At 39.3% G+C, this 19535-nt stretch carries 15 protein-coding genes; 2 read left to right on the top strand and 13 right to left on the bottom strand.

The window, feature by feature from the left end; all coding sequences use genetic code 11:
- Window positions 1-30: 30 nt before the first annotated feature.
- Window positions 31-2241, top strand: coding sequence for an EAL domain-containing protein (locus J8L70_RS05685; RefSeq protein WP_211054555.1), 2211 nt, complete (start codon window positions 31-33; stop codon window positions 2239-2241).
- 74 nt (window positions 2242-2315) lie between these two features.
- Here the strand turns inward: J8L70_RS05685 and J8L70_RS05680 are convergent, their stop codons facing one another.
- Window positions 2316-3563 (bottom strand): glutamate-5-semialdehyde dehydrogenase, encoded by a 1248-nt coding sequence (locus tag J8L70_RS05680; RefSeq protein WP_211054554.1) that lies wholly within the window; start codon window positions 3561-3563, stop codon window positions 2316-2318.
- Window positions 3560-4666, bottom strand: a complete 1107-nt coding sequence (gene proB, locus J8L70_RS05675) for a glutamate 5-kinase (protein WP_211054553.1) — start codon at window positions 4664-4666, stop codon at window positions 3560-3562. Before proB ends, J8L70_RS05680 begins: the two co-directional genes overlap by 4 nt.
- A gap of 791 nt (window positions 4667-5457) precedes the next feature.
- Between proB and J8L70_RS05670 the strand changes: the two genes are divergently transcribed.
- Complete coding sequence (locus J8L70_RS05670) at window positions 5458-7299, top strand: sodium:proton antiporter (protein ID WP_211054551.1); 1842 nt, start codon at window positions 5458-5460, stop codon at window positions 7297-7299.
- Between the two features lie 61 nt (window positions 7300-7360).
- Here J8L70_RS05670 and J8L70_RS05665 read toward each other — a convergent pair whose 3' ends face one another.
- The 11 genes from J8L70_RS05665 to accC all read right to left on the bottom strand — a co-directional run bounded on the left by J8L70_RS05665 (window position 7361) and on the right by accC (window position 19523).
- Window positions 7361-7999 (bottom strand): tetratricopeptide repeat protein, encoded by a 639-nt coding sequence (locus J8L70_RS05665; RefSeq protein WP_211054549.1) that lies wholly within the window; start codon window positions 7997-7999, stop codon window positions 7361-7363.
- Between the two features lie 122 nt (window positions 8000-8121).
- Window positions 8122-9435, bottom strand: coding sequence for an adenylosuccinate synthase (locus tag J8L70_RS05660; protein WP_211054548.1), 1314 nt, complete (start codon window positions 9433-9435; stop codon window positions 8122-8124).
- A 205-nt stretch (window positions 9436-9640) separates the two neighbouring features.
- The gene (hflC, locus tag J8L70_RS05655) at window positions 9641-10519 is read right to left on the bottom strand and encodes a protease modulator HflC (RefSeq protein WP_211054546.1); all 879 of its coding nucleotides are present in this window, start codon (window positions 10517-10519) and stop codon (window positions 9641-9643) included.
- A gap of 5 nt (window positions 10520-10524) precedes the next feature.
- The gene (hflK, locus tag J8L70_RS05650) at window positions 10525-11694 is read right to left on the bottom strand and encodes an FtsH protease activity modulator HflK (RefSeq protein ID WP_211054544.1); all 1170 of its coding nucleotides are present in this window, start codon (window positions 11692-11694) and stop codon (window positions 10525-10527) included.
- A 106-nt stretch (window positions 11695-11800) separates the two neighbouring features.
- Complete coding sequence (gene hflX, locus J8L70_RS05645; protein ID WP_211054542.1) at window positions 11801-13084, bottom strand: ribosome rescue GTPase HflX; 1284 nt, start codon at window positions 13082-13084, stop codon at window positions 11801-11803.
- Window positions 13085-13099: 15 nt separating this feature from the next.
- The gene (hfq, locus tag J8L70_RS05640) at window positions 13100-13366 is read right to left on the bottom strand and encodes an RNA chaperone Hfq (protein ID WP_211054540.1); all 267 of its coding nucleotides are present in this window, start codon (window positions 13364-13366) and stop codon (window positions 13100-13102) included.
- 78 nt (window positions 13367-13444) lie between these two features.
- Window positions 13445-14362: a tRNA (adenosine(37)-N6)-dimethylallyltransferase MiaA gene (miaA, locus tag J8L70_RS05635; RefSeq protein WP_211054638.1), complete on the bottom strand. Its 918-nt coding sequence runs from the start codon at window positions 14360-14362 to the stop codon at window positions 13445-13447.
- Window positions 14363-14372: 10 nt separating this feature from the next.
- Window positions 14373-16199 (bottom strand): DNA mismatch repair endonuclease MutL, encoded by a 1827-nt coding sequence (gene mutL / locus J8L70_RS05630; RefSeq protein ID WP_211054539.1) that lies wholly within the window; start codon window positions 16197-16199, stop codon window positions 14373-14375.
- Between the two features lie 27 nt (window positions 16200-16226).
- The gene (locus tag J8L70_RS05625; RefSeq protein WP_211054537.1) at window positions 16227-17570 is read right to left on the bottom strand and encodes an N-acetylmuramoyl-L-alanine amidase; all 1344 of its coding nucleotides are present in this window, start codon (window positions 17568-17570) and stop codon (window positions 16227-16229) included.
- A 16-nt stretch (window positions 17571-17586) separates the two neighbouring features.
- Window positions 17587-18051 (bottom strand): tRNA (adenosine(37)-N6)-threonylcarbamoyltransferase complex ATPase subunit type 1 TsaE, encoded by a 465-nt coding sequence (gene tsaE, locus J8L70_RS05620; protein WP_211054535.1) that lies wholly within the window; start codon window positions 18049-18051, stop codon window positions 17587-17589.
- Window positions 18052-18182: 131 nt separating this feature from the next.
- Window positions 18183-19523: an acetyl-CoA carboxylase biotin carboxylase subunit gene (gene accC, locus J8L70_RS05615; RefSeq protein WP_211054533.1), complete on the bottom strand. Its 1341-nt coding sequence runs from the start codon at window positions 19521-19523 to the stop codon at window positions 18183-18185.
- Between the last annotated feature and the right edge of the window lie 12 nt (window positions 19524-19535).

Genomic DNA, 19535 nt, shown 5'->3' with positions numbered 1-19535 from the left:
ATAACGATATTCTCAATATAAGGAGTTCATGTGCATTCTACTTATTTATCGAGTCAAAATAGCAAGTCAGAGCAGAAACCTCTGATTCTGATTGTTGATGACGAGCCAAATAATCTACATATTTTAGTAGAGGGTTTAGTAGGCGATTACGATGTTCGTATTGCCACCAGTGGTGAACAAGCACTTGCATTTGTGGAAAAAACACGCCCAGATTTAATTTTACTCGATATCATGATGCCAAAAATGGATGGTTATGAAGTATGTAAAATATTAAAAGCTAAAAAGCATACACAAGGCATCCCTGTCATTTTTGTGACAGCCTTAACCGAAGAAGAATCTGAAGAGCATGGATTTGCTCTTGGCGCTGTTGATTATGTTCACAAACCTTACAAACTCGCATTAGTACGCGCACGTATTCGCACTCATATAACGTCTCAAGGTATGTTAGACAGGTTGATTGAAAAAAACTTCGATCTCAACGACAAACTCCTTGAAATAGAATTATTAGCACAAGAATTAATCCAACGTGAAGAAGAGTTGAAAGAGCTTTCAGCTAAGCAAAAGCTATTTTATCAAGCGCTAACCAGTACTGCAGATGGTGTTGTGATAACAGATGCAGAAGGCTGTATCATTGCCGTAAACCCTTCTTTTTGCCGTATAACAGGGTACTGTGAAAGCGAAGCAATAAACGAAAAGTTACACACTTTAAAAAATAATAATCAATCTGATATTAGCTTTGATGATGTTTGGCACTACGCTAAAAAAGCCGGTTATTGGAGTGGCGAGATCATTAATCGACGCAAAAATGGAGAACTCTACCCCGAGCTGCTCACTTTTAGTATGGTTAAAGGCGATAAAGATACTAAAGTTCATTACATTGGGGTATTTAGTGATGTTTCGAGCTTAAAAGTCACACAAGAGCGTATTGAATACTTAACTTGGCACGATGAGCTAACCGGACTACCTAACCGAAATAGCTTTTTAAAACAACTAGATAACAATCTACAGCAGAGCCGCAGTGATAATAATTACGCCTACTTTATGGTCGTAGATATTGATAGTTTTCATTCTATTAATGATGGCCTTGGTTTACTTGCCGGAGATACTGTACTTAAAGAAATCACGGCAAGAATGAAGCATAGCTTATGTAGCCAAGCGAGCATTGCGCGCTTAGGTGGTGATGAATTTGCTGCTTTATGTACACTTGAAAAAGGGGTTGGTCGTAGCAGAGCACAAACCCTTGCGCAAACGCATGCCCAGCAACTACAAAAGCAGCTTGGACAACCTTTTTATATTGATGAGCAAGAATTTAGTCTAACAGTCAGTATTGGTATTTATATTTTTCCACGTGAAGATAATTGCGACAGCGCCATTGAAACCCTTCGTCATTGTGAAGCAGCTTGTTATAAAGCAAAAGAAAATGGTGGCAATCGTATCATGCTTTTTGACACCTCATTTGGTGAGCAAGCCAAACGTCGATTTGAAATAGAGCAAGACTTACGAAAAGCGATTATACAAAACGAATTATCGTTAGTTTTTCAATCACAATTTAATCATGACTTAAAAATAAGAAGTGCCGAAGTATTATTACGATGGCAGCATCCTCAAAAAGGGTTTATTAGTCCGGCTGAATTTATCCCGATTGCTGAAGAGTCTGATATTATTTATGATTTAGATTGTTGGGTTTTTACCCATGCACTGAAAACACTTGATGAAAAAAGCAGCACCCACCCAACGCTAAAATTATCGATTAATGTAAGTGGACGTCATTTTCATGAAGAACGTTTTTTACATTTTGTAGAACAACAACTCCAGCATTTCTCTATCGCCCCAGAGCGCATCACGATTGAAATAATAGAAGGGACACTACTTAACCATATGGAGGCAGCGATTGAGGCTGTTCACTTCTTATGTAAGTTAGGTGTGCAAGTATCTATTGATGATTTTGGTACTGGATATTCAAGTTTAACTTACTTAAAACGCTTACCAATTCAAGAGCTAAAAATAGATAAAAGCTTTGTGTTAGAAGCACCATTTGAAAAAAATGATAAGCTGATTATTGATATGATTGTGAGTTTAGGGCGCTTGTTCGACCTGAATGTAGTTGCCGAAGGCGTTGAAGAAAAAGCCCATTTTGATTTATTTAAAGAGTACCCTGAAGTGATACTACAAGGCTATTATTTACATAAACCAGAGCCAGCAGAAAGCTGGTTAGAAACCAAGCCTATACACCGTCATTAAAAAGCCACATTAAAAAGCCGAGCAATATTTATTGCTCGGCTTTTTAATTCATGAATACTACGAATAATTAATTATTATTCACGCACTTGACCGACACCATTCACTAAGTACTTTTCTGTCGTTAGCGACTCTAATCCCATAGGGCCATAAGCATGAAGCTTTGTAGTCGCAATCCCAATTTCAGCCCCAAGGCCTAATTGTGAGCCATCAGAGAAACGTGATGAAGCATTAACCATAACGACTGATGCATCAATGCTACGTTGAAACAGCTCTGCCGACTGCGCATTTTTAGTACAAATAACTTCAGTATGATTTGAGCCAAACTGTGCAATATGATCTACCGCAGCAGCAAAATCAGGTACTACTCGAATAGCAATTTCTAAATCTAAATACTCTTCACCAAACTCATTGTCATTTAATATCGTGGCATCATCAAAATAAGCAGCGGCTTGTGCATCAGCATTAATTTTTACCCCTTCTTGGCGTAACACAACGGCACACAAGTTTAAAAACTCATCGGCAATATCTTGGTGCACAACTAAGCCTTCAAGCGCATTACATACACCGGTTCGCTGTGTTTTACCATTGAGTAAAAGATTAATGGCAACTTCAAGATCTGCATCTTTATCAACATATAAATGACATACGCCTTTAAAGTGTTGAATAACTGGAATAGTGCTATTTTCTGTTACATAGTTAATTAAGCCTTCTCCACCACGAGGAATAATAAGATCGATACTCTCTCGTTGCTGCATTAACTCCATTAATAAACCACGGTCTGGATCAGGTATAACCGAAATCAGTGCAGTGGGTAAGTTATTCTTTTCAAGCACTTTATGCATAACGTTGGCAATGGCTTGAGAGCTTTTAAGCGCCTCTTTACCACCACGTAAAATAACGCCATTGCCCGATTTAAAACATAAAGCACCTGCATCAGCGGTCACATTAGGGCGTGCTTCATAAATCATGCATACAACACCAAGTGGTACACGCATTTTACGAATTTTTATACCATTAGGACGCTCTGTAATATCACGTAATTGTCCTACTGGATCATCCAGGCTCACAATAACTTCAATGCCTTGCGCCATCGCTTCAATGCGCTCGTCATTTAACGTTAAGCGGTCGATCATAGATGCCGCTAAATTATTATCGCGTGCTGCGGCTAAATCACTTTCATTTTCTTTTATAATAAATTCTTTTTCGCTGCGCAGTGCTGCAGCCATTTCACTTAACACTTGATTTTTAGTCTCGGTATCGAGTAACGCAAGTGTTGTTGCAGCCTTTGCTGCTTGGCGTGAAATATCTGTAATTAAACTCATGACTTCTCCAATAATGCGATGTCTTTTTCTGAAATAATAGGCCCAATCGAGCCTTGCATTTTTTCGCTAAATTCACTTTGTTCGTTATCTGCTATAAAGTTTAACAAACAACTACTATAATTTGCGGTCGCTTTTGCTAAGCGTGTACCGTCTTCATTACGAACTAATATGGTATCGCCCACAGCAAACTCGCCATGTACTTCCATAATTTCATCACCACGGATACAGCCTGTTTCACCTTCTTCAGATTCATCAAAGGTGCCATCAACCACTACTTCACCTTGTTCATTGGCAGTATGGGTCATCCAGTGAACGGCTTCTTGCATTGGTTTTTCGTATGGCGTAAATATAGTACCTGGGTTCTCACCGTCTAATAGTTTACTGAATGTCTCATCTTCAAAACCATTGGCAATATAAGTTGCAATACCATGAGAGGTTGCTTTTTCCGCAGCTTCAATTTTAGTTTTCATCCCCCCAGTCCCCACTGCACTGGTAGCACATCCTGCCATAGCATAAACTGATTCATCAATTGATTTTATTTCAGGCAACAATATCGCATCATCATGTAAATTTGGGTTTTTATCGTATAAGCCTTTTACATCTGAAAAAATGATTAATGCGTCAGCATCCGCAGCAGCAGCAACCATTGCTGATAAGTTATCATTATCGCCCACTTTAAGATCATCTGTTGTTACGGTATCGTTTTCATTAATGATGGGCAGAACACCGTTTTCAAGTAATGTAAATGTCGTTTCACGTATACTTTCATAGCGTTCACGGTCACGTAAATCGCCGTGTGTTAATAATATTTGCGCCGAAGGGAAATCAAAGAATCGGTCCCACATTGCCATCATTTCCGTTTGACCAGCCGCAGCCATTGCTTTTTTCATTGTTACCGTGCGTGGTTTATCTGTAGGAAATAAGTGAGCACCTGCGGCAACAGAACCCGAAGAAACTAAAATAACTTCAATACCGCGCGCTCTACAACGCACAATAAACTGCGCGATTGAAAGTAAATAACGAGAACGGCAGCCATCTTGTTCTGGCGCAATCAGTGCGCTGCCAACTTTAAGTACGATACGTTGCCATGTTAATTTTTGCATAAATGTTCAACTTTCCATTTTTTGCTTTCATCACGATGATGAATTTTTTACTAATAATTACGTTAAAAGCGTAATTTCGAATACCAACACACACGCCTACACTCACACTATATCTATTGATATAGATGAATAAAAAAGACGTGATAATAGAGCAACTCAAAAATTGAGAAGTACTAATTAGGTATATAAAAAAGAGTTGTTTATGTATCGCTGCAAAAGTTATGTGAAACTTTTATAGACTATTTTCATAGAAATAGATTTATCAACAACATACATAGAGCCTCTAAAGTCTGGTACACCAACAGATAGGGTGATGACTTAAGGACCGAGATTTAACCACCACGATGGGGGATAAATATTGAAAGATAATAATTCAACTCAAACAAATCACCTAAAAAACAAATTAATAAGTGTGTTCAAATAAATTATATCAAAATAAGTTTGTGTGCATCATAGTACTATTTAAAGCTTAATAATCAATGAACAGATTAATAAAAGCATAAAAAACAAACACACAATTCAAAACCAACGTTATTGTACTATAAAATAAAATTAGACAACTAATTGTTTGAATACGAACTATATTACTCTAATTTCACTATATAAATCAAGGTTAAATTTCAATCAGCTCTATATTGAAACTTATAACAACGCAAAAAAAATCAGTTTTTCGTTATCTTAATTTGCTACTTCGTTATATTTAAATCGTTTAGACCTGTATTAATAAGCAACAAAAGTTATACTGTAATTAGGTACTTATAAAAAAGTTTCAAATAAGGAATAGTATATATATGTCAGCAATTTATATCGCCGGAATTGCATTATGTTCGGTACTTGCTCAATGGATTGCTTGGGCATTTAAGGTCCCTGCTATCGTATTTTTATTAATCACGGGGTTACTACTTGGCCCATTTAGTGGCGTATTGAATCCAGATGATTTGCTGGGTGATTTATTATTTCCTGTTGTGTCTCTTAGTGTAGCTATTATTTTATTTGAAGGTTCACTAACGCTACACTTTCGCGAATTAAAAGGTATTGGCAAGGTCGTTAGAAACCTATGCTCCATTGGAATGTTAGTAACCTGTATTGTAATTAGTTTAAGTGCTTATTGGATACTAGAACTAAATTGGCGAGTAGCCGCTGTATTAGGAGCGGTATTAGTTGTGACGGGTCCAACGGTTATTGCCCCCTTACTCAACTCTATGCGTCCGAACCAAGATATTGATCGTATTTTACGCTGGGAAGGGATTGTGATTGACCCTATCGGTGCCCTATTTGCAGTATTGGTATTTGAAGCTGTTATGCTGGTAGGTCAAGGTGAAGTGCTCTCTCATACTATTATTGCATTGGTTAAAACGTTAGGTGTTGGCCTTAGTATTGGTGTCGTTGCTGGATGGTTAACCACACAACTTATTCGCAGAGAATGGCTGCCTTTTGAACTGCATAAGTTTGCTATTTTAGCTTTAGTCCTCATTAGCTTTACCGTATCAAATCATTTAAGCCATGAATCAGGGCTTCTTGCTGTGACCGTATTTGGCATTTGGCTAGCGAATCAAGACGATCTTGAAATAGACTCTGTTTTAGAGTTTAAAGAAGACCTATCAATGATCCTTATTTCATCTTTATTTATACTGTTGGCAGCACGCTTACAGTTATCTGATTTAATGATGCTTGATGGTGATGTCTTTATATTTTTAGCCGTGGTGTTATTTATTGCACGCCCTTTATGTATTGCAGTATCCACATTTGGTACCAGCCTCCCAGTTAAATCACGATTAGTACTGGCTTGGATTGCTCCTCGGGGTATTGTTGCAGCTGCGGTAGGCTCTGTATTTGCATTAAGCATGATGGAAGCGGGTGTGGCTGATGCAGAAAAAATTGTCCCTTTAATTTTTACAGTTATTATCATTACGGTCATTTTGCAAAGCTTAACAGCAACACCGGTTGCAAAATTATTAGGGGTGAGACAGCCCTCACCAAATACTATTTTAATTATAGGTGCCAACCATGTTTCACGTGCTATAGCATGTGGGCTAAAAGATCAAAACATTGCGGTACATTTATCTGATCCCGCATGGGAGAACTGTAAAATGGCGCGTATGGATGGCCTTCCTTGTTATTATGGTAACCCGCAATCAGAACATGCCGAGCGCTACCTACCACTAACCACTATTCGTAGTGTTTTAGCACTATCACCAAATCGTCATCATAATGCGCTAGGCGTGCAATACTTTTCGCATTTATTAAACGAAAAAAATGTATTCTCTTTACGCTCTTCTAGCACGCATGCTAAAGCGAACAGAGACAGTGCCACTTTTTTATCTCGTCAAATATTATTTGGTGATAATGGCTCTTATGCTAAATTAAGTAGCATGATTGCAAAAGGTGGAAAAGTAAGCGCTACACGCATTTCAGACGAATTTGATTGGGATAAATACCTCGAGATGAACCCAGATGCCATACCTTTATTTATTCTCACTGGAGGAAAAGATGGCGACGAAGATAGCCCGATAAAACTAAGACCATTTACCAGTAACTTAGAAAAGGCTCCTCACCATGGTGAACGTGTTGTAGCGCTGCAACCTGCTAAAGTGTCTTTGTTAAAAGAACAAGCCAAGCCAAAAGAGCAATAAGACTATAAAAAAGCCTAAATATTATTTAGGCTTTTATTTATATAAGTAAAAAATAGCTTAGCTACATGGGTAAACGAGCACGCTCAACCACACTATTAGGCATTTTTTGTGCAAGTTTAGTTAATGCATTTTTTACTTTATTATGCATATTTTTATCTGCTACCGTTGAATTAAACAACCACCGATACGCATTTTCAAAATCGCGAGGGCTGCCATAGCCTCGGTTAAATAAGTTTACTAAGCGTAACTGCGCTTTTAAGTTACCTTGTGCCGATGCTTCACGTAAATATACGATAGCTTGCGCTTTATCTTCTTGTACTAACTTACCAATGTCGTAGTAACGTCCAAGTTGCTCTAATGCGCCTGCTAAGCCTTGCTCAGCTGATTTACGCATATAATGAACACCCAGTGCCACATTACGCTCTACACACACGCCATAAGCTAACATATCGCCATATAAAAATTGATACGAAGGCAATGCCAATTTATTGGCTCTGGCTTCAATATCTTGTACTAATTGGCAATCATCTGCCTTAACTCGTGCTAAATGTGCGTTTTTATCAATCAAAGCGATTAGCTCTGACTCAGTATATAAAGGCACTGCACCTAACACTTCTTGCGCCAACACATTGTTAGAAAACAATAAACTGGCTAATACGCTCGCCTTAGCTAAATTTTTATAACAAAATGATAAACGCATAAATATCCTAAGTAGCAATAAACTTAAACAAAACTATACAAAGATCGTTCCATTATTTTACAGGTATAAAATTTACAGGCATAAAAAAAGCTGCAAAAGCAGCTTTTTTATCAATGATGGTATTATGCAAACGGGTTGCGAAGTACCATTGTTTCTACACGATCTGGGCCGGTAGAAATAATATCAATAGGCACACCGGTGATTTCTTCAATGCGCTTAATGTAGTCAATCGCCGCTTTAGGCAAACCGTCAAGGCTAGTTACGCCCACGGTATTTTCTGACCAACCAGGCATTTCTTCGTACACAGGAGTTACTTTTTCGTAACCTTCAGCTGCAAGCGGTGTAACGTTCGTTACGGTGCCATCTTCAAGCTGGTAACCAGTACAGATTTTAAGTGTTTCTAAGCCATCTAATACATCTAACTTAGTTAAACAAAAACCTGAAATACTGTTAATTTGTACTGCACGACGCATTGCAACAGCATCTAACCAACCGGTACGACGTAAACGCCCTGTTGTTGCACCAAACTCATGACCTTTATCACCTAAATGCTTACCGACTGGGTCTTGCTTTTCAAGGCCGTCGTAAAGTTCAGTTGGGAATGGACCTGAACCAACACGTGTTGTGTATGCTTTAATAATACCTAAAACATAGTCAAGGTTTAATGGACCAAAGCCTGCACCTGTTGCTACACCGCCAGCAGTTGTATTTGAAGACGTTACATATGGGTATGTACCGTGATCGATATCAAGTAATGTACCTTGTGCACCTTCAAATAAAATGTGCTCACCCGCTAAACGGGTTTGATCTAACAGTTCAGTTACATCAACCACCATTGCTTTTAGAATATCGGCAACAGCCATTGCATCGTCAAACGTCTTTTGGAAATCAACAGCGTCTACTTTGTAGTAATTAACTAAAGTGAAGTTGTGGTATTCAAGTACTTCTTTTAGTTTTGCTGCAAATAACTCTGGATTGAATAAGTCACCTACGCGTAAACCGCGACGAGCCACTTTATCTTCATAAGCAGGTCCGATACCACGGCCTGTTGTACCAATTGGCTTATCGCCACGCGCTGTTTCGCGCGCAACATCTAATGCTATATGAAATGGTAAAATTAATGGACATGCTTCACTAATTAACAAACGCTCACGTACAGGTACGTTACGCGCTTCAAGCATGCCTATTTCTTTCATTAATGCTTCTGGTGATAGCACAACGCCATTACCAATTACACATTTAACATTGTCACGTAATACACCCGATGGAATAAGGTGTAGAACCGTCTTTTCACCGTTAATAACTAAAGTATGGCCAGCGTTATGACCACCTTGGTAGCGTACCACTAAAGATGCTTTATCTGTAAGGAGATCAACTACCTTACCCTTACCTTCATCACCCCATTGGGTGCCTAATACAACAACGTTTTTGCCCATTGTAAATTCACTTAGAAAAAATTAGGACAAGATTTTACCAGAAAACCAATATAAAGTTCACCCTGTTTAGGCTGTTTTTTCAGCAAACGTTATTTAAATCCTCAAAAAAAAAAGAAAACTCTTAAATAACAGAATCTTATTAAAATCATCAACTATAAAAAAGCCCCGTATAAACGAGGCTTAATTAATAAAGTACTACGTTACATTACTGTACCGAAGCGCCTTTCATATATTTAAAGAAGTCGCTATCAGGTGAAAGTACCATAACATCTTGCTTATCTTTAAAGGTATTTTTGTAAGCTTCTAACGAACGTACAAAGCCAAAAAACTCTGGATCTTTGTTGTACGCTTTTGCGTAAATAGCCGCAGCATCAGCATCACCTTGACCACGCACTGTACGTGCATTACGTTCAGCGTCAGCAAGCATTACTGTTACTCTACGATCAACATTTGCGCGTATCGTTTCTGCTTTCTCCTGACCTTCAGAGCGATGCTCTTTAGCCACAGCAGTACGCTCAGCACGCATACGTTGATAAATAGAACTGCTTACCTCTTGTGGTAAGTTAATTTGCTTAACGCGCACATCAAGCACTTCAATACCTAACTCTTGAGCACTTTCAGAGGCTTGAACTAACGCCTCTTCCATTAACTCACTACGTTCACCCGATACAATTTCACGAATAGTACGAGTACCAAAGTTAGTACGTAAGCCATTATTTACTTTTTGTTTAAGGAGTGTTTCAGCGTATTGTTTATCACCACGAGCACGTAAGTAAAATGCACTAAAATCGTTAACACGCCACTTTACAAACGAGTCAACAATAAGGTCTTTTTTCTCGCTAGTAACAAAACGATCAGGTGCACCATCTAGCGTTTGAATACGTGCATCTATACGACGTACTTGGCTAAAAAATGGTACTTTAAACTGTAATCCCGGACCATAAACAATCGCTTTATCATCGCTATCTTTTTGTACTTTACTAAATAGCATGACGATTGCTTTTTGTCCTTCAGGTACAACAAATACCGATGAAAAACACATAACAATGGCAGCTAACAGTATTACTAAACTAAAGTTTTTCATTATGTTTATCTCCCGTTATTAAAGCGATCGTTGTTAAAGCGGTCGTTGGTGCTATTAACAGTGCTATTGCGCGATGTATTTACTTTATTGCGTAAATCTTGGATATCACTTGAGCTTGGTAGCGCAACACGCGTTGCCGAGCCTTGTTTTTCCATGATTTTATCAAGAGGTAGATACATCATATTATTGCCACCTTTAACATCAACAATCACTTTTGAACTACTACCTAATACTTCTTCCATTGTATCTAGGTATAAACGCTCACGAGTTACTTCTTTAGCTGATTGATATTCAGGTAGTAACTTTTCAAAACGCGCCACTTCACCTTGCGCTTCAAGTGTAATACGTTCTTGATAACCTTCGGCTTCTTGTGTCATACGCGTTACTTGTCCACGTGCACGAGGTTCAATTTCACGCGCATATGCTTCCGCTTCACGAATAAAACGCTCTTCATCTTCTTGCGCTGCAATCGCGTCATCAAATGCATCTTTAACTTCAGTCGGTGGACGAGAGTCTTTAAAGTTCACATCAGTAACAATTAAACCTAAGTTATAAGGTTCAATGATTTTGTTAAGCTCATCCCACGTATTTTGACGAACGACTTCACGACCATTCGTTAATACTTGATCCATTTTTGCATGACCAACAACATAACGTAATGCACTATCTAACGCTTGCTCTAAGCTGTTATCAGCATTAGTTACGCTAAACTCGTAAAGGTATGGGTCAATAACACGATATTGCACTTCAAACTCAACGCTTACTACGTTTTCGTCTTCAGTTAGCATAAAGCCTGCTGCAGATAATGAGCGTACTGCTTCAATATCAACAGGAATAACCGTTTCAATAAAGGTCATTTTCCAACGTAAGCCTGGATCTGCAATGCGGTCATATTTACCAAATTGCATTACCACACCACGTTCAGCTTCTTTTACTGTGTAAATACCACTTAACGCCCACACAATTACGGCGATAATAAGGATAAATGAGATACCGGCTCCGCCAAGTCCACCGCCACTATTTTTGCCAGATTTTTTTCCGCCAAATAAGCCGCCAAACTTGTTACTAAACTTACGAAACACCTCGTCTAAATCAGGTGGGCCTTGATCGCGTCCGCCTTTTTTATTCCACGGATCTTTATCATTGCCATTATTACCCGGTTCATTCCAGGCCATAGCTATACTCCACTGTTATCTAAATTAATTAGTAAATTAGGGTAAATCTATCAAATCTACCGCGTTTCTCATACTAAAACCGACATTAATCATATAATTTTTAATGTTAGTTTATAAAACCTTCGATTTCTGGACCAAATTCTTTCACTAAACGATGCCATTCGACCATAGGTAAACGTACATCGAGCAACCACTGACCGTTTTCATCAAACCGCTCATTGTGCACAGCATTTAAACTAAATAATGCGGCTCTAAAACGCCCATATTGCGGCCCTAGCAGCAAGGTTTCACCAAACATTTGTTTAGCGAGTAAGTCACTAATCGCATCGCTTAATAGCTCACAACCTTCACCTGTTTGTGCCGACAACCAAACCCGAATAGGCTTACCCTGATCATCTCTATCAATACGTGGACTAACATCTTCTAGCGCATCAATTTTGTTATAAATTAATAACTGTGGCACTTCGTCTGCTTCAATTTCTTTTAAAACAGAGTTTACCTGTTCAATATTTTCTTTTCGTCGCGCATCTGCAACATCAATCACATGAAGCTGTAAATCTGCTTCACGTGTTTCAGTTAGTGTCGCTTTAAAGGCGGCCACTAAATCATGTGGTAAATGACGAATAAAACCCACCGTATCGGCTAAAATAATCGAACCTACATCGCCAATATCTAATTTACGTAACGTCGGGTCTAAGGTGGCAAATAATTGGTCGGCGGCATAAACATCAGAATCGGTAATACGATTAAATAATGTTGATTTACCCGCATTGGTATAACCGACTAACGATACTGTCGGTATTTCATTTCGAGTACGCGCTCGGCGGCCTTGCTCACGTTGCACTGCCACTTTAGCTAAACGTGCACGAATATTTTTAATACGCGCTCTTAATAAGCGCCTATCGGTCTCTAACTGAGTTTCACCAGGTCCTCGTAAACCTATCCCCCCTTTTTGCCGCTCAAGGTGAGTCCAACCACGGATCAATCGCGTTGACATATGGCGTAATTGCGCCAATTCAACCTGCAATTTACCTTCATGGGTACGCGCTCTTTGCGCAAAGATATCGAGGATTAGTGTTGTCCTATCAAGTACCCTACACTGACAAACGCGTTCTAAATTACGCTCTTGAGAGGGACTTAATTGATGGTTAAATATGACAACATCTGCATTGTGGATTTTGACAATTTCAGCTATTTCTTCTGCTTTACCGGTACCGACGAATAGTTTCGGATGTGGTGCTTGACGGCTGCCTTGCACAACCGCCAAACTACTAACACCAGCAGAGGATACCAACAATTCTAATTCGTGAAGATCTTCGCGATCTCCCTCTTTAGGCAAGTCGATATGAACCAAAATCGCCTGTTCGCCGGATTCATAGCGATCAAACAAGCATTACGCTCCTAATTAAAAATTTCCTACTTCAGGTTCTTCATCAGTGCTTTCATCACCTTGAACACCTTGAAAATTAACTGCACGAGCAGGAACTACGGTTGAAATTGCGTGCTTGTAAACCATTTGGTTTACAGTGTTATCTAGTAAGATAACAAATTGGTCAAATGACTGTATTTTACCTTGCAGCTTAATACCATTTACCAAAAAAATTGATACTGGAATGCGTTCACGACGTAATGCATTCAAAAATGGGTCTTGGAGCGATTGGCCTTTTGCCATGTTATTATTCCTTCGTTTTTAGGTGTTATTATAATTAAGTGGCTGAACTCATTTAATAAATTAAACATTCAACTACTACTAGCTTAGCGAACTTACTACACGATGCAAGTTTTCTTCATCATCTGTTGTTAACCACGTTAACTCGGGCCAACTTCGTAACCACGTTAATTGCCGTTTAGCCAATTGTCGTGTAGCTGCGATGCCTCTAAAAACCATTTCATCATGGTCAATTTCGCCCGCAAGGTAATCCCACATTTGTCTGTAACCCACACAACGAATTGAAGGCATATTGGGATGTAAATCCTTACGTATATATAGGGTCGAAACTTCTTTTTCAAACCCCTGTTCGATCATTATTTTAAATCTTTGCTCAATTCGCGCATGTAACTCGCTGCGATCATCAGGTGCAATAGCAAACTGATGGAATGTATAAGGTAATGGCGGTTGCTTTTGTTTTTGCAATTCCGTCATAGATTGACCTGTTATACGGTAGACCTCTAAAGCTCGATTAATTCTTTGTGAATCATTCTCACTTATTTTTTCGGCCGCTTGGCTGTCAACTTTAGCTAATTCTTTGTGTAAGTGTGGCCAACCATGTTGTTTTGCCTGCTGTTCAAGCTCTAAGCGTATATTTACATCGGCTTCAGGCAATGGTGATAAACCATCAATTAATGACTTAAAGTACATCATGGTGCCACCAACCAACACGGGGACTTTGCCTTGGCGATGAAACTCATCTATTTTAGCAATCGCGTCACGTCTAAAATCAGCAACTGAATACGATGCACTCGGGTCAAGGAAGTCGATTAAATGATGCGGCGCCACTTGTTGCTCTTGAGCATCAGGTTTTGCGGTACCAATATCCATACCTTTGTATATGAGTGCCGAATCAACACTTATGATTTCTGTTTTTAAATGCTCACATAGTTCAATGGCTAATGCTGTTTTTCCTGCAGCAGTAGGGCCCATTAAAAATATGACCGGTAATTTACTCAACACGATAACCTTAATTTATTTGCGCTAAATAGTCTTGTATGTCTATTTTAACTGCTTTTTGCCTCAAGCGTTGCAAAGTTTGTGGATTATTTTTCATTTCCTGCTGCTGAGCCATAAAGGCACTACTATTGTAAAAACGCGAAGGAACGCAGCTTACTAACCATGATAGCCATTGTACTAACGTGTCTTCTTGTACATTACATTGTGCTAATAAGTTATTTATCGCTTCGCTAACATCAAGTAAATACATGCTATGAGGCAGCTTTTTAACCATAACAAAGTTTTTTTCTATAACTAAATCAAAACCGAGTAAAGTAAACCACGACTGCTGTTTAGTTAATACTATCGCGTCTTGCTCTGTTAAATTTACGCGCACTGGCAATAACAATGCTTTGCCGTCTAAACTACCGTGTAGTTCTATCTGACTGTACCAGTGTTCGCTTAACACATACTTAAAATGGGAACAAAATAATTGATTATCTTCACTAAATGCACACGCCCCATTCGCTAAAGAAATGATCATCGCATTAGGTTGTGAAATTTGATTTGGCTCTGGCTGAGTTTGTATTGTATTGACTTGATCAAAATGCGCAGCTTGTTGCTCACTTACACCTTGGTAAAAAGCATTTACATCATGGTGATTAGCTGCGGTGCTTTTTTCGCTAGCACGGCCACCACCCGAATAAGTCCCTTGAGCACTGGCATGACTTTTTAACGATGATTTAGGGTAATCAAGGCCGTTGTCTGTGTGTTGTATACTTGGCGCATAATTTATTGAGCTATGTTCTAAAGTGGTGGTGTTATTTGCTGCACTACCTTGAGTATTTTCGGGATGCGTTAACTCACCTTGTAATGGCACAACAACTTGTTTAATTGCCTGTAAAATAAAGTCGTGCACTAAACGCCCTTGATGAAAACGTACTTCATGTTTTGCTGGGTGTACGTTCACATCAACTTGGCGTGGGTCAATATCAATATAAATAACAAAACCCGGTAAAGGCTGTTCACCGGCAACCTCTTCAAACGCTTGTCGTATAGCATGCAATATGAGTTTATCGCGCATCATGCGATTATTCACATAAGTATATTGCGTGGTATTAGCAGCTCCCACAGGAAGTACCCAGCCTGTGAGTTGTAGCCCAGGCTCTCCCGATACTATATGCAAGCCTTGCTCAGCAAATGCTTTACCTGCAACTTGAGCAACCCGACTAATCGCTTGGCAAGGATCTGGTTTTGCACGATACTGCCTAACAACTTTTTGGTTATGAGTTAAGGTTATTGTGACATCAAAGCGACTCAAAGCAATACGCTTAATAAGCTCATCGATATGACTAAACTCTGTCTTCTCAGTACGTAAAAATTTGCGCCTAGCGGGGGTGTTAAAAAATAAATCTTTTACTTCAATCGAGGTGCCATCGGGATGTGCAACCGGCTTAACTTCTACCGCCATATCGCGCCCTTGTGCAAAGGCCTGCCAAGCGGCGTCTTGTGATTTAGGTTTTGAGCTAAGTGTTAAGCGCGATACAGAACTAATCGACGCAAGTGCTTCGCCTCTAAAGCCTAACGAACAAATATTTTCTAAATCATCTAATGACTTTAGCTTGCTTGTCGCATGACGTGACAAAGCTAAAGTGAGTTGCTCTTTAGCAATGCCACTACCATTATCTGTAATTTTAATTAACTTATGACCACCACGTTCAATTTCTATTTGAATGCGAGTTGCCCCAGCATCTAAACTATTTTCAACAAGTTCTTTAACTACCGAAGCTGGGCGTTCAACTACTTCACCCGCAGCTATTTGGTTTGCTAATCGCGCAGGCAGTATTTCAATGCTCATGTGATGTCCTAAAATAGTGGTTAGCAATTAGCTTTGCGGGATATTCAGTTCTTGGCCAATAAACAACGTATTCGATTTAAGGTTATTTATTGTTTTAATTTTACTTACCGATACCCCGTAACGATTTGCTAATAAACTTAATGACTCTCCCGAGCGTACTTTATATTTGGTTGGGTTTTGAGCCTTCATTTTTGCAAATAATGAATCATCAGGAGGGTTTTTCAAATAATAGCTTTTAATTGAAGTAAAAATAGCTTTAGCCAAGCGCTGTTGATGGCTGGCGCTTTTTAATAAACGTTCTTCACGGTGGTTAGAAATAAATCCTGTTTCAACCAAAATAGAAGGAATATCTGGCGACTTTAACACTGCTAAGCTGGCATGTTGTGGCACTTTTTTGTGTAGCTTAGCTACCTTTTTTAATTCTTTAACAACTTCTTCGGCTACGCTTAACCCTGTTTTCATCGAATGATCCATCGACATATCAAGTAACGCTTGGGCTAAATACTTTTCGTTAGCGGCATCTTTAATAACATCGGCTGCGCCACCTAATAGCTCTGAATGTTTTTCTTTGTCTTCTATCCATTTACCAATTTCAGAGTTTGCTCTGCGTAACGATAATACCCACACTGACGCTCCATTTGGACCGGGGCTGGTAAATGCATCAGCGTGAATCGACACAAAAAAGTCAGCTTTTTTCTGACGCGCCCGATTAGTACGCGTGTTGAGTTTTACAAAGTAATCGCCACTTCGTACCATTCTTGAGATCATGCCTTTTTCGGCATCAATTAATTTCTCTAAGCGTTTAGCAATTTGTAAGGTAATCGTTTTTTCATACGTTCCCGATGGTCCAATTGAACCAGGGTCTTCACCACCATGTCCTGCATCTATTGCAATAACAATATCGCGCTCTTGTCTTAGCTTACGGTTTTTAGCTGCCGTTTGGGCAGCGCTATTGGTTGCAACGGGTTGCGACTTATTATACAAGTCGACCACTAAGCGGTTTTTATAAGGACCCGTTGGCGCTAACGCAAATACAACCGGTTTTATCGGAACATCTAATTCAAATACAAAGCGTACACTATCCTTATTTTTGGGTGTTGAATAGCGTAACTTATTAACAATTTTATGCTTACTGGGGATACTCGGTAAGTTTTTAATCTTAGGGGTGTGCTCTAAATCAACCACTAACCGGCTAGGATTTTTTAGCATAAAGTAACTAAATTCGGGTTTTTCTGCTAGGTCAAATACCACACGAGTGCTATCTGGAGATGGCCACACTCGTACACTATTAATGGTGTTTTTAGCCCATGCGGGAAAATTCACTAAAATTAATGTAAGGATCACTAAACACTTAACAACACCCTTGTTCATTAAACAATAACCGCCTTTATTTTTTTAATTTATTTATTATTGCTATACCGCGCTCACTGGCACTTTCAATATGTATATTACGTTCATTTTTAACATAGCTTAAAGTGATATTTAAATCAGGAGTTGGAATAAAGTCCCCTCCTTTTTCTGGCCACTCAACAATACAAATAGCGTGGCTCGAAAAATAATCGCGGATCCCCATAAATTCTAGCTCTTCTGGGTCGCCTAAGCGGTATAAATCAAAGTGGTAAACATTAGCACTGGCCAATTCATATGGTTCTACCAAGGTATAAGTAGGGCTTTTAACTTTCCCCACATGACCAAAACCTTGCACTACACCGCGTGTAAACGTGGTTTTTCCTGCGCCTAAGTCACCATGTAAATAAAGCACTGCGCCATTATCAATAATAGTCGCTAACTGATTACCCATGCTTACAGTGGCATTCTCATCAATTAAGTGCGCTGAAAAGCACGCTGTCATTTATACCTCAAAAAACTATCTAAACATCTATTGGCTATAATCATACCAGAATATTTTTTTATGGCGATAGAATGGCGTTTTAGACATAAAAAAACCGACTATATAAGCCGGTTTTTCAAAAAACTAAGAATTTAAAGCCCTAGTTTTTTCTCAAGGTAGTGGATATTAGTTCCACCATTTTGGAAGTTTTCATCAGCAAGAATTTTTTTATGTAATGGTGTATTCGTTTTAATACCATCAATAACTAATTCGCTTAATGCATTGCGTCCACGCGCTATCGCAACATCACGGTTTTCTCCATAAGTAATAAGCTTACCTATCATCGAATCGTAATGTGGCGGTACTGAGTAATCTGCGTAAATATGGCTATCCCAACGAATACCTAAACCACCGGCAGGGTGGAATCGTGTAATTTTACCCGGCGAAGGAATAAATGTATCTGGGTCTTCGGCATTAATACGACACTCAATAGCATGTCCACGAATAACCACATCGTCTTGAGTAAATGATAATGGTTGGCCCGCTGCAATTTTTAATTGCTCTTTAATTAAGTCAACGCCTGTTACCATTTCGGTTACAGGGTGCTCAACCTGAATACGGGTATTCATTTCAATAAAGTAAAACTCACCGTTTTCGTATAAAAATTCAAACGTACCCGCACCGCGGTAGCCAATTTCAATACATGCACGTGTACAGCGCTCACCAATAAACTTACGCATTTCGGCAGTAATACCTGGCGCAGGCGCTTCTTCAACTACCTTTTGATGACGACGTTGCATTGAACAATCTCGTTCACCTAAGTGCACGGCATTACCTTGTCCATCTGCAAGTACTTGAACTTCGATATGGCGAGGGTTTTCTAGGAATTTTTCCATGTAAACCATGCTATTACCAAAGAACTGCTTCGCTTCTTGCTGAGTAAGCGCGATAGAATCTATAAGTTCTGATTCACTACGAACAACACGCATACCACGACCACCACCGCCACCGGCCGCTTTTATGATCACAGGGTAACCTATGCGTTTTGCAATTTGCATATTACGTTCGTTATCGTCAGTTACAGGGCCATCAGAACCTGGTACACACGGAACGCCCGCTTTACGCATTGCTTCAATTGCCGATACTTTATCACCCATCAAACGAATGGTATCGCCTGTTGGACCAATAAATACAAAACCACTTTGCTCAACTTGGTCGGCAAAATCCGCATTTTCAGACAGGAAACCATAACCTGGATGAATCGCTACAGCATCAGTTACTTCAGCTGCCGCAATAATACGCGGTATATCTAAATAACTTTCAGTTGCTGGAGGTCTACCAATACAAATGGTTTCATCTGCAAGTAATACATGCTTAAGATCGCGATCCGCCGTTGAATGCACAGCAACCGTTTTGATCCCAAGCTCTTTGCAGGCGCGCAATACACGAAGTGCAATTTCACCTCGGTTTGCAATGACTACTTTATCTAACATAAGAGTTGGCCT

Origin of the sequence: Pseudoalteromonas sp. MMG010 (assembly GCF_018100905.1) — a bacterium.
In the GTDB taxonomy this organism is placed as follows: domain Bacteria; phylum Pseudomonadota; class Gammaproteobacteria; order Enterobacterales; family Alteromonadaceae; genus Pseudoalteromonas.
The sequence above is the reverse complement of the archived record's forward strand: the minus strand, read 5'-3'. Positions and strand labels throughout refer to the sequence as shown.

Coding starts and splice junctions, on each gene's coding strand:
- J8L70_RS05625 (WP_211054537.1), bottom strand. CDS start 17,570: ATGAACAAGGGTGTTGTTAAGTGTTTAGTGATCCTTACATTAATTTTA.
- hflC (WP_211054546.1), bottom strand. CDS start 10,519: ATGAAAAACTTTAGTTTAGTAATACTGTTAGCTGCCATTGTTATGTGT.
- mutL (WP_211054539.1), bottom strand. CDS start 16,199: ATGAGCATTGAAATACTGCCTGCGCGATTAGCAAACCAAATAGCTGCG.
- hfq (WP_211054540.1), bottom strand. CDS start 13,366: ATGGCAAAAGGCCAATCGCTCCAAGACCCATTTTTGAATGCATTACGT.
- J8L70_RS05660 (WP_211054548.1), bottom strand. CDS start 9,435: ATGGGCAAAAACGTTGTTGTATTAGGCACCCAATGGGGTGATGAAGGT.
- J8L70_RS05680 (WP_211054554.1), bottom strand. CDS start 3,563: ATGAGTTTAATTACAGATATTTCACGCCAAGCAGCAAAGGCTGCAACA.
- J8L70_RS05670 (WP_211054551.1), top strand. CDS start 5,458: ATGTCAGCAATTTATATCGCCGGAATTGCATTATGTTCGGTACTTGCT.
- accC (WP_211054533.1), bottom strand. CDS start 19,523: ATGTTAGATAAAGTAGTCATTGCAAACCGAGGTGAAATTGCACTTCGT.
- proB (WP_211054553.1), bottom strand. CDS start 4,666: ATGCAAAAATTAACATGGCAACGTATCGTACTTAAAGTTGGCAGCGCA.
- J8L70_RS05665 (WP_211054549.1), bottom strand. CDS start 7,999: ATGCGTTTATCATTTTGTTATAAAAATTTAGCTAAGGCGAGCGTATTA.
- tsaE (WP_211054535.1), bottom strand. CDS start 18,051: ATGACAGCGTGCTTTTCAGCGCACTTAATTGATGAGAATGCCACTGTA.
- hflK (WP_211054544.1), bottom strand. CDS start 11,694: ATGGCCTGGAATGAACCGGGTAATAATGGCAATGATAAAGATCCGTGG.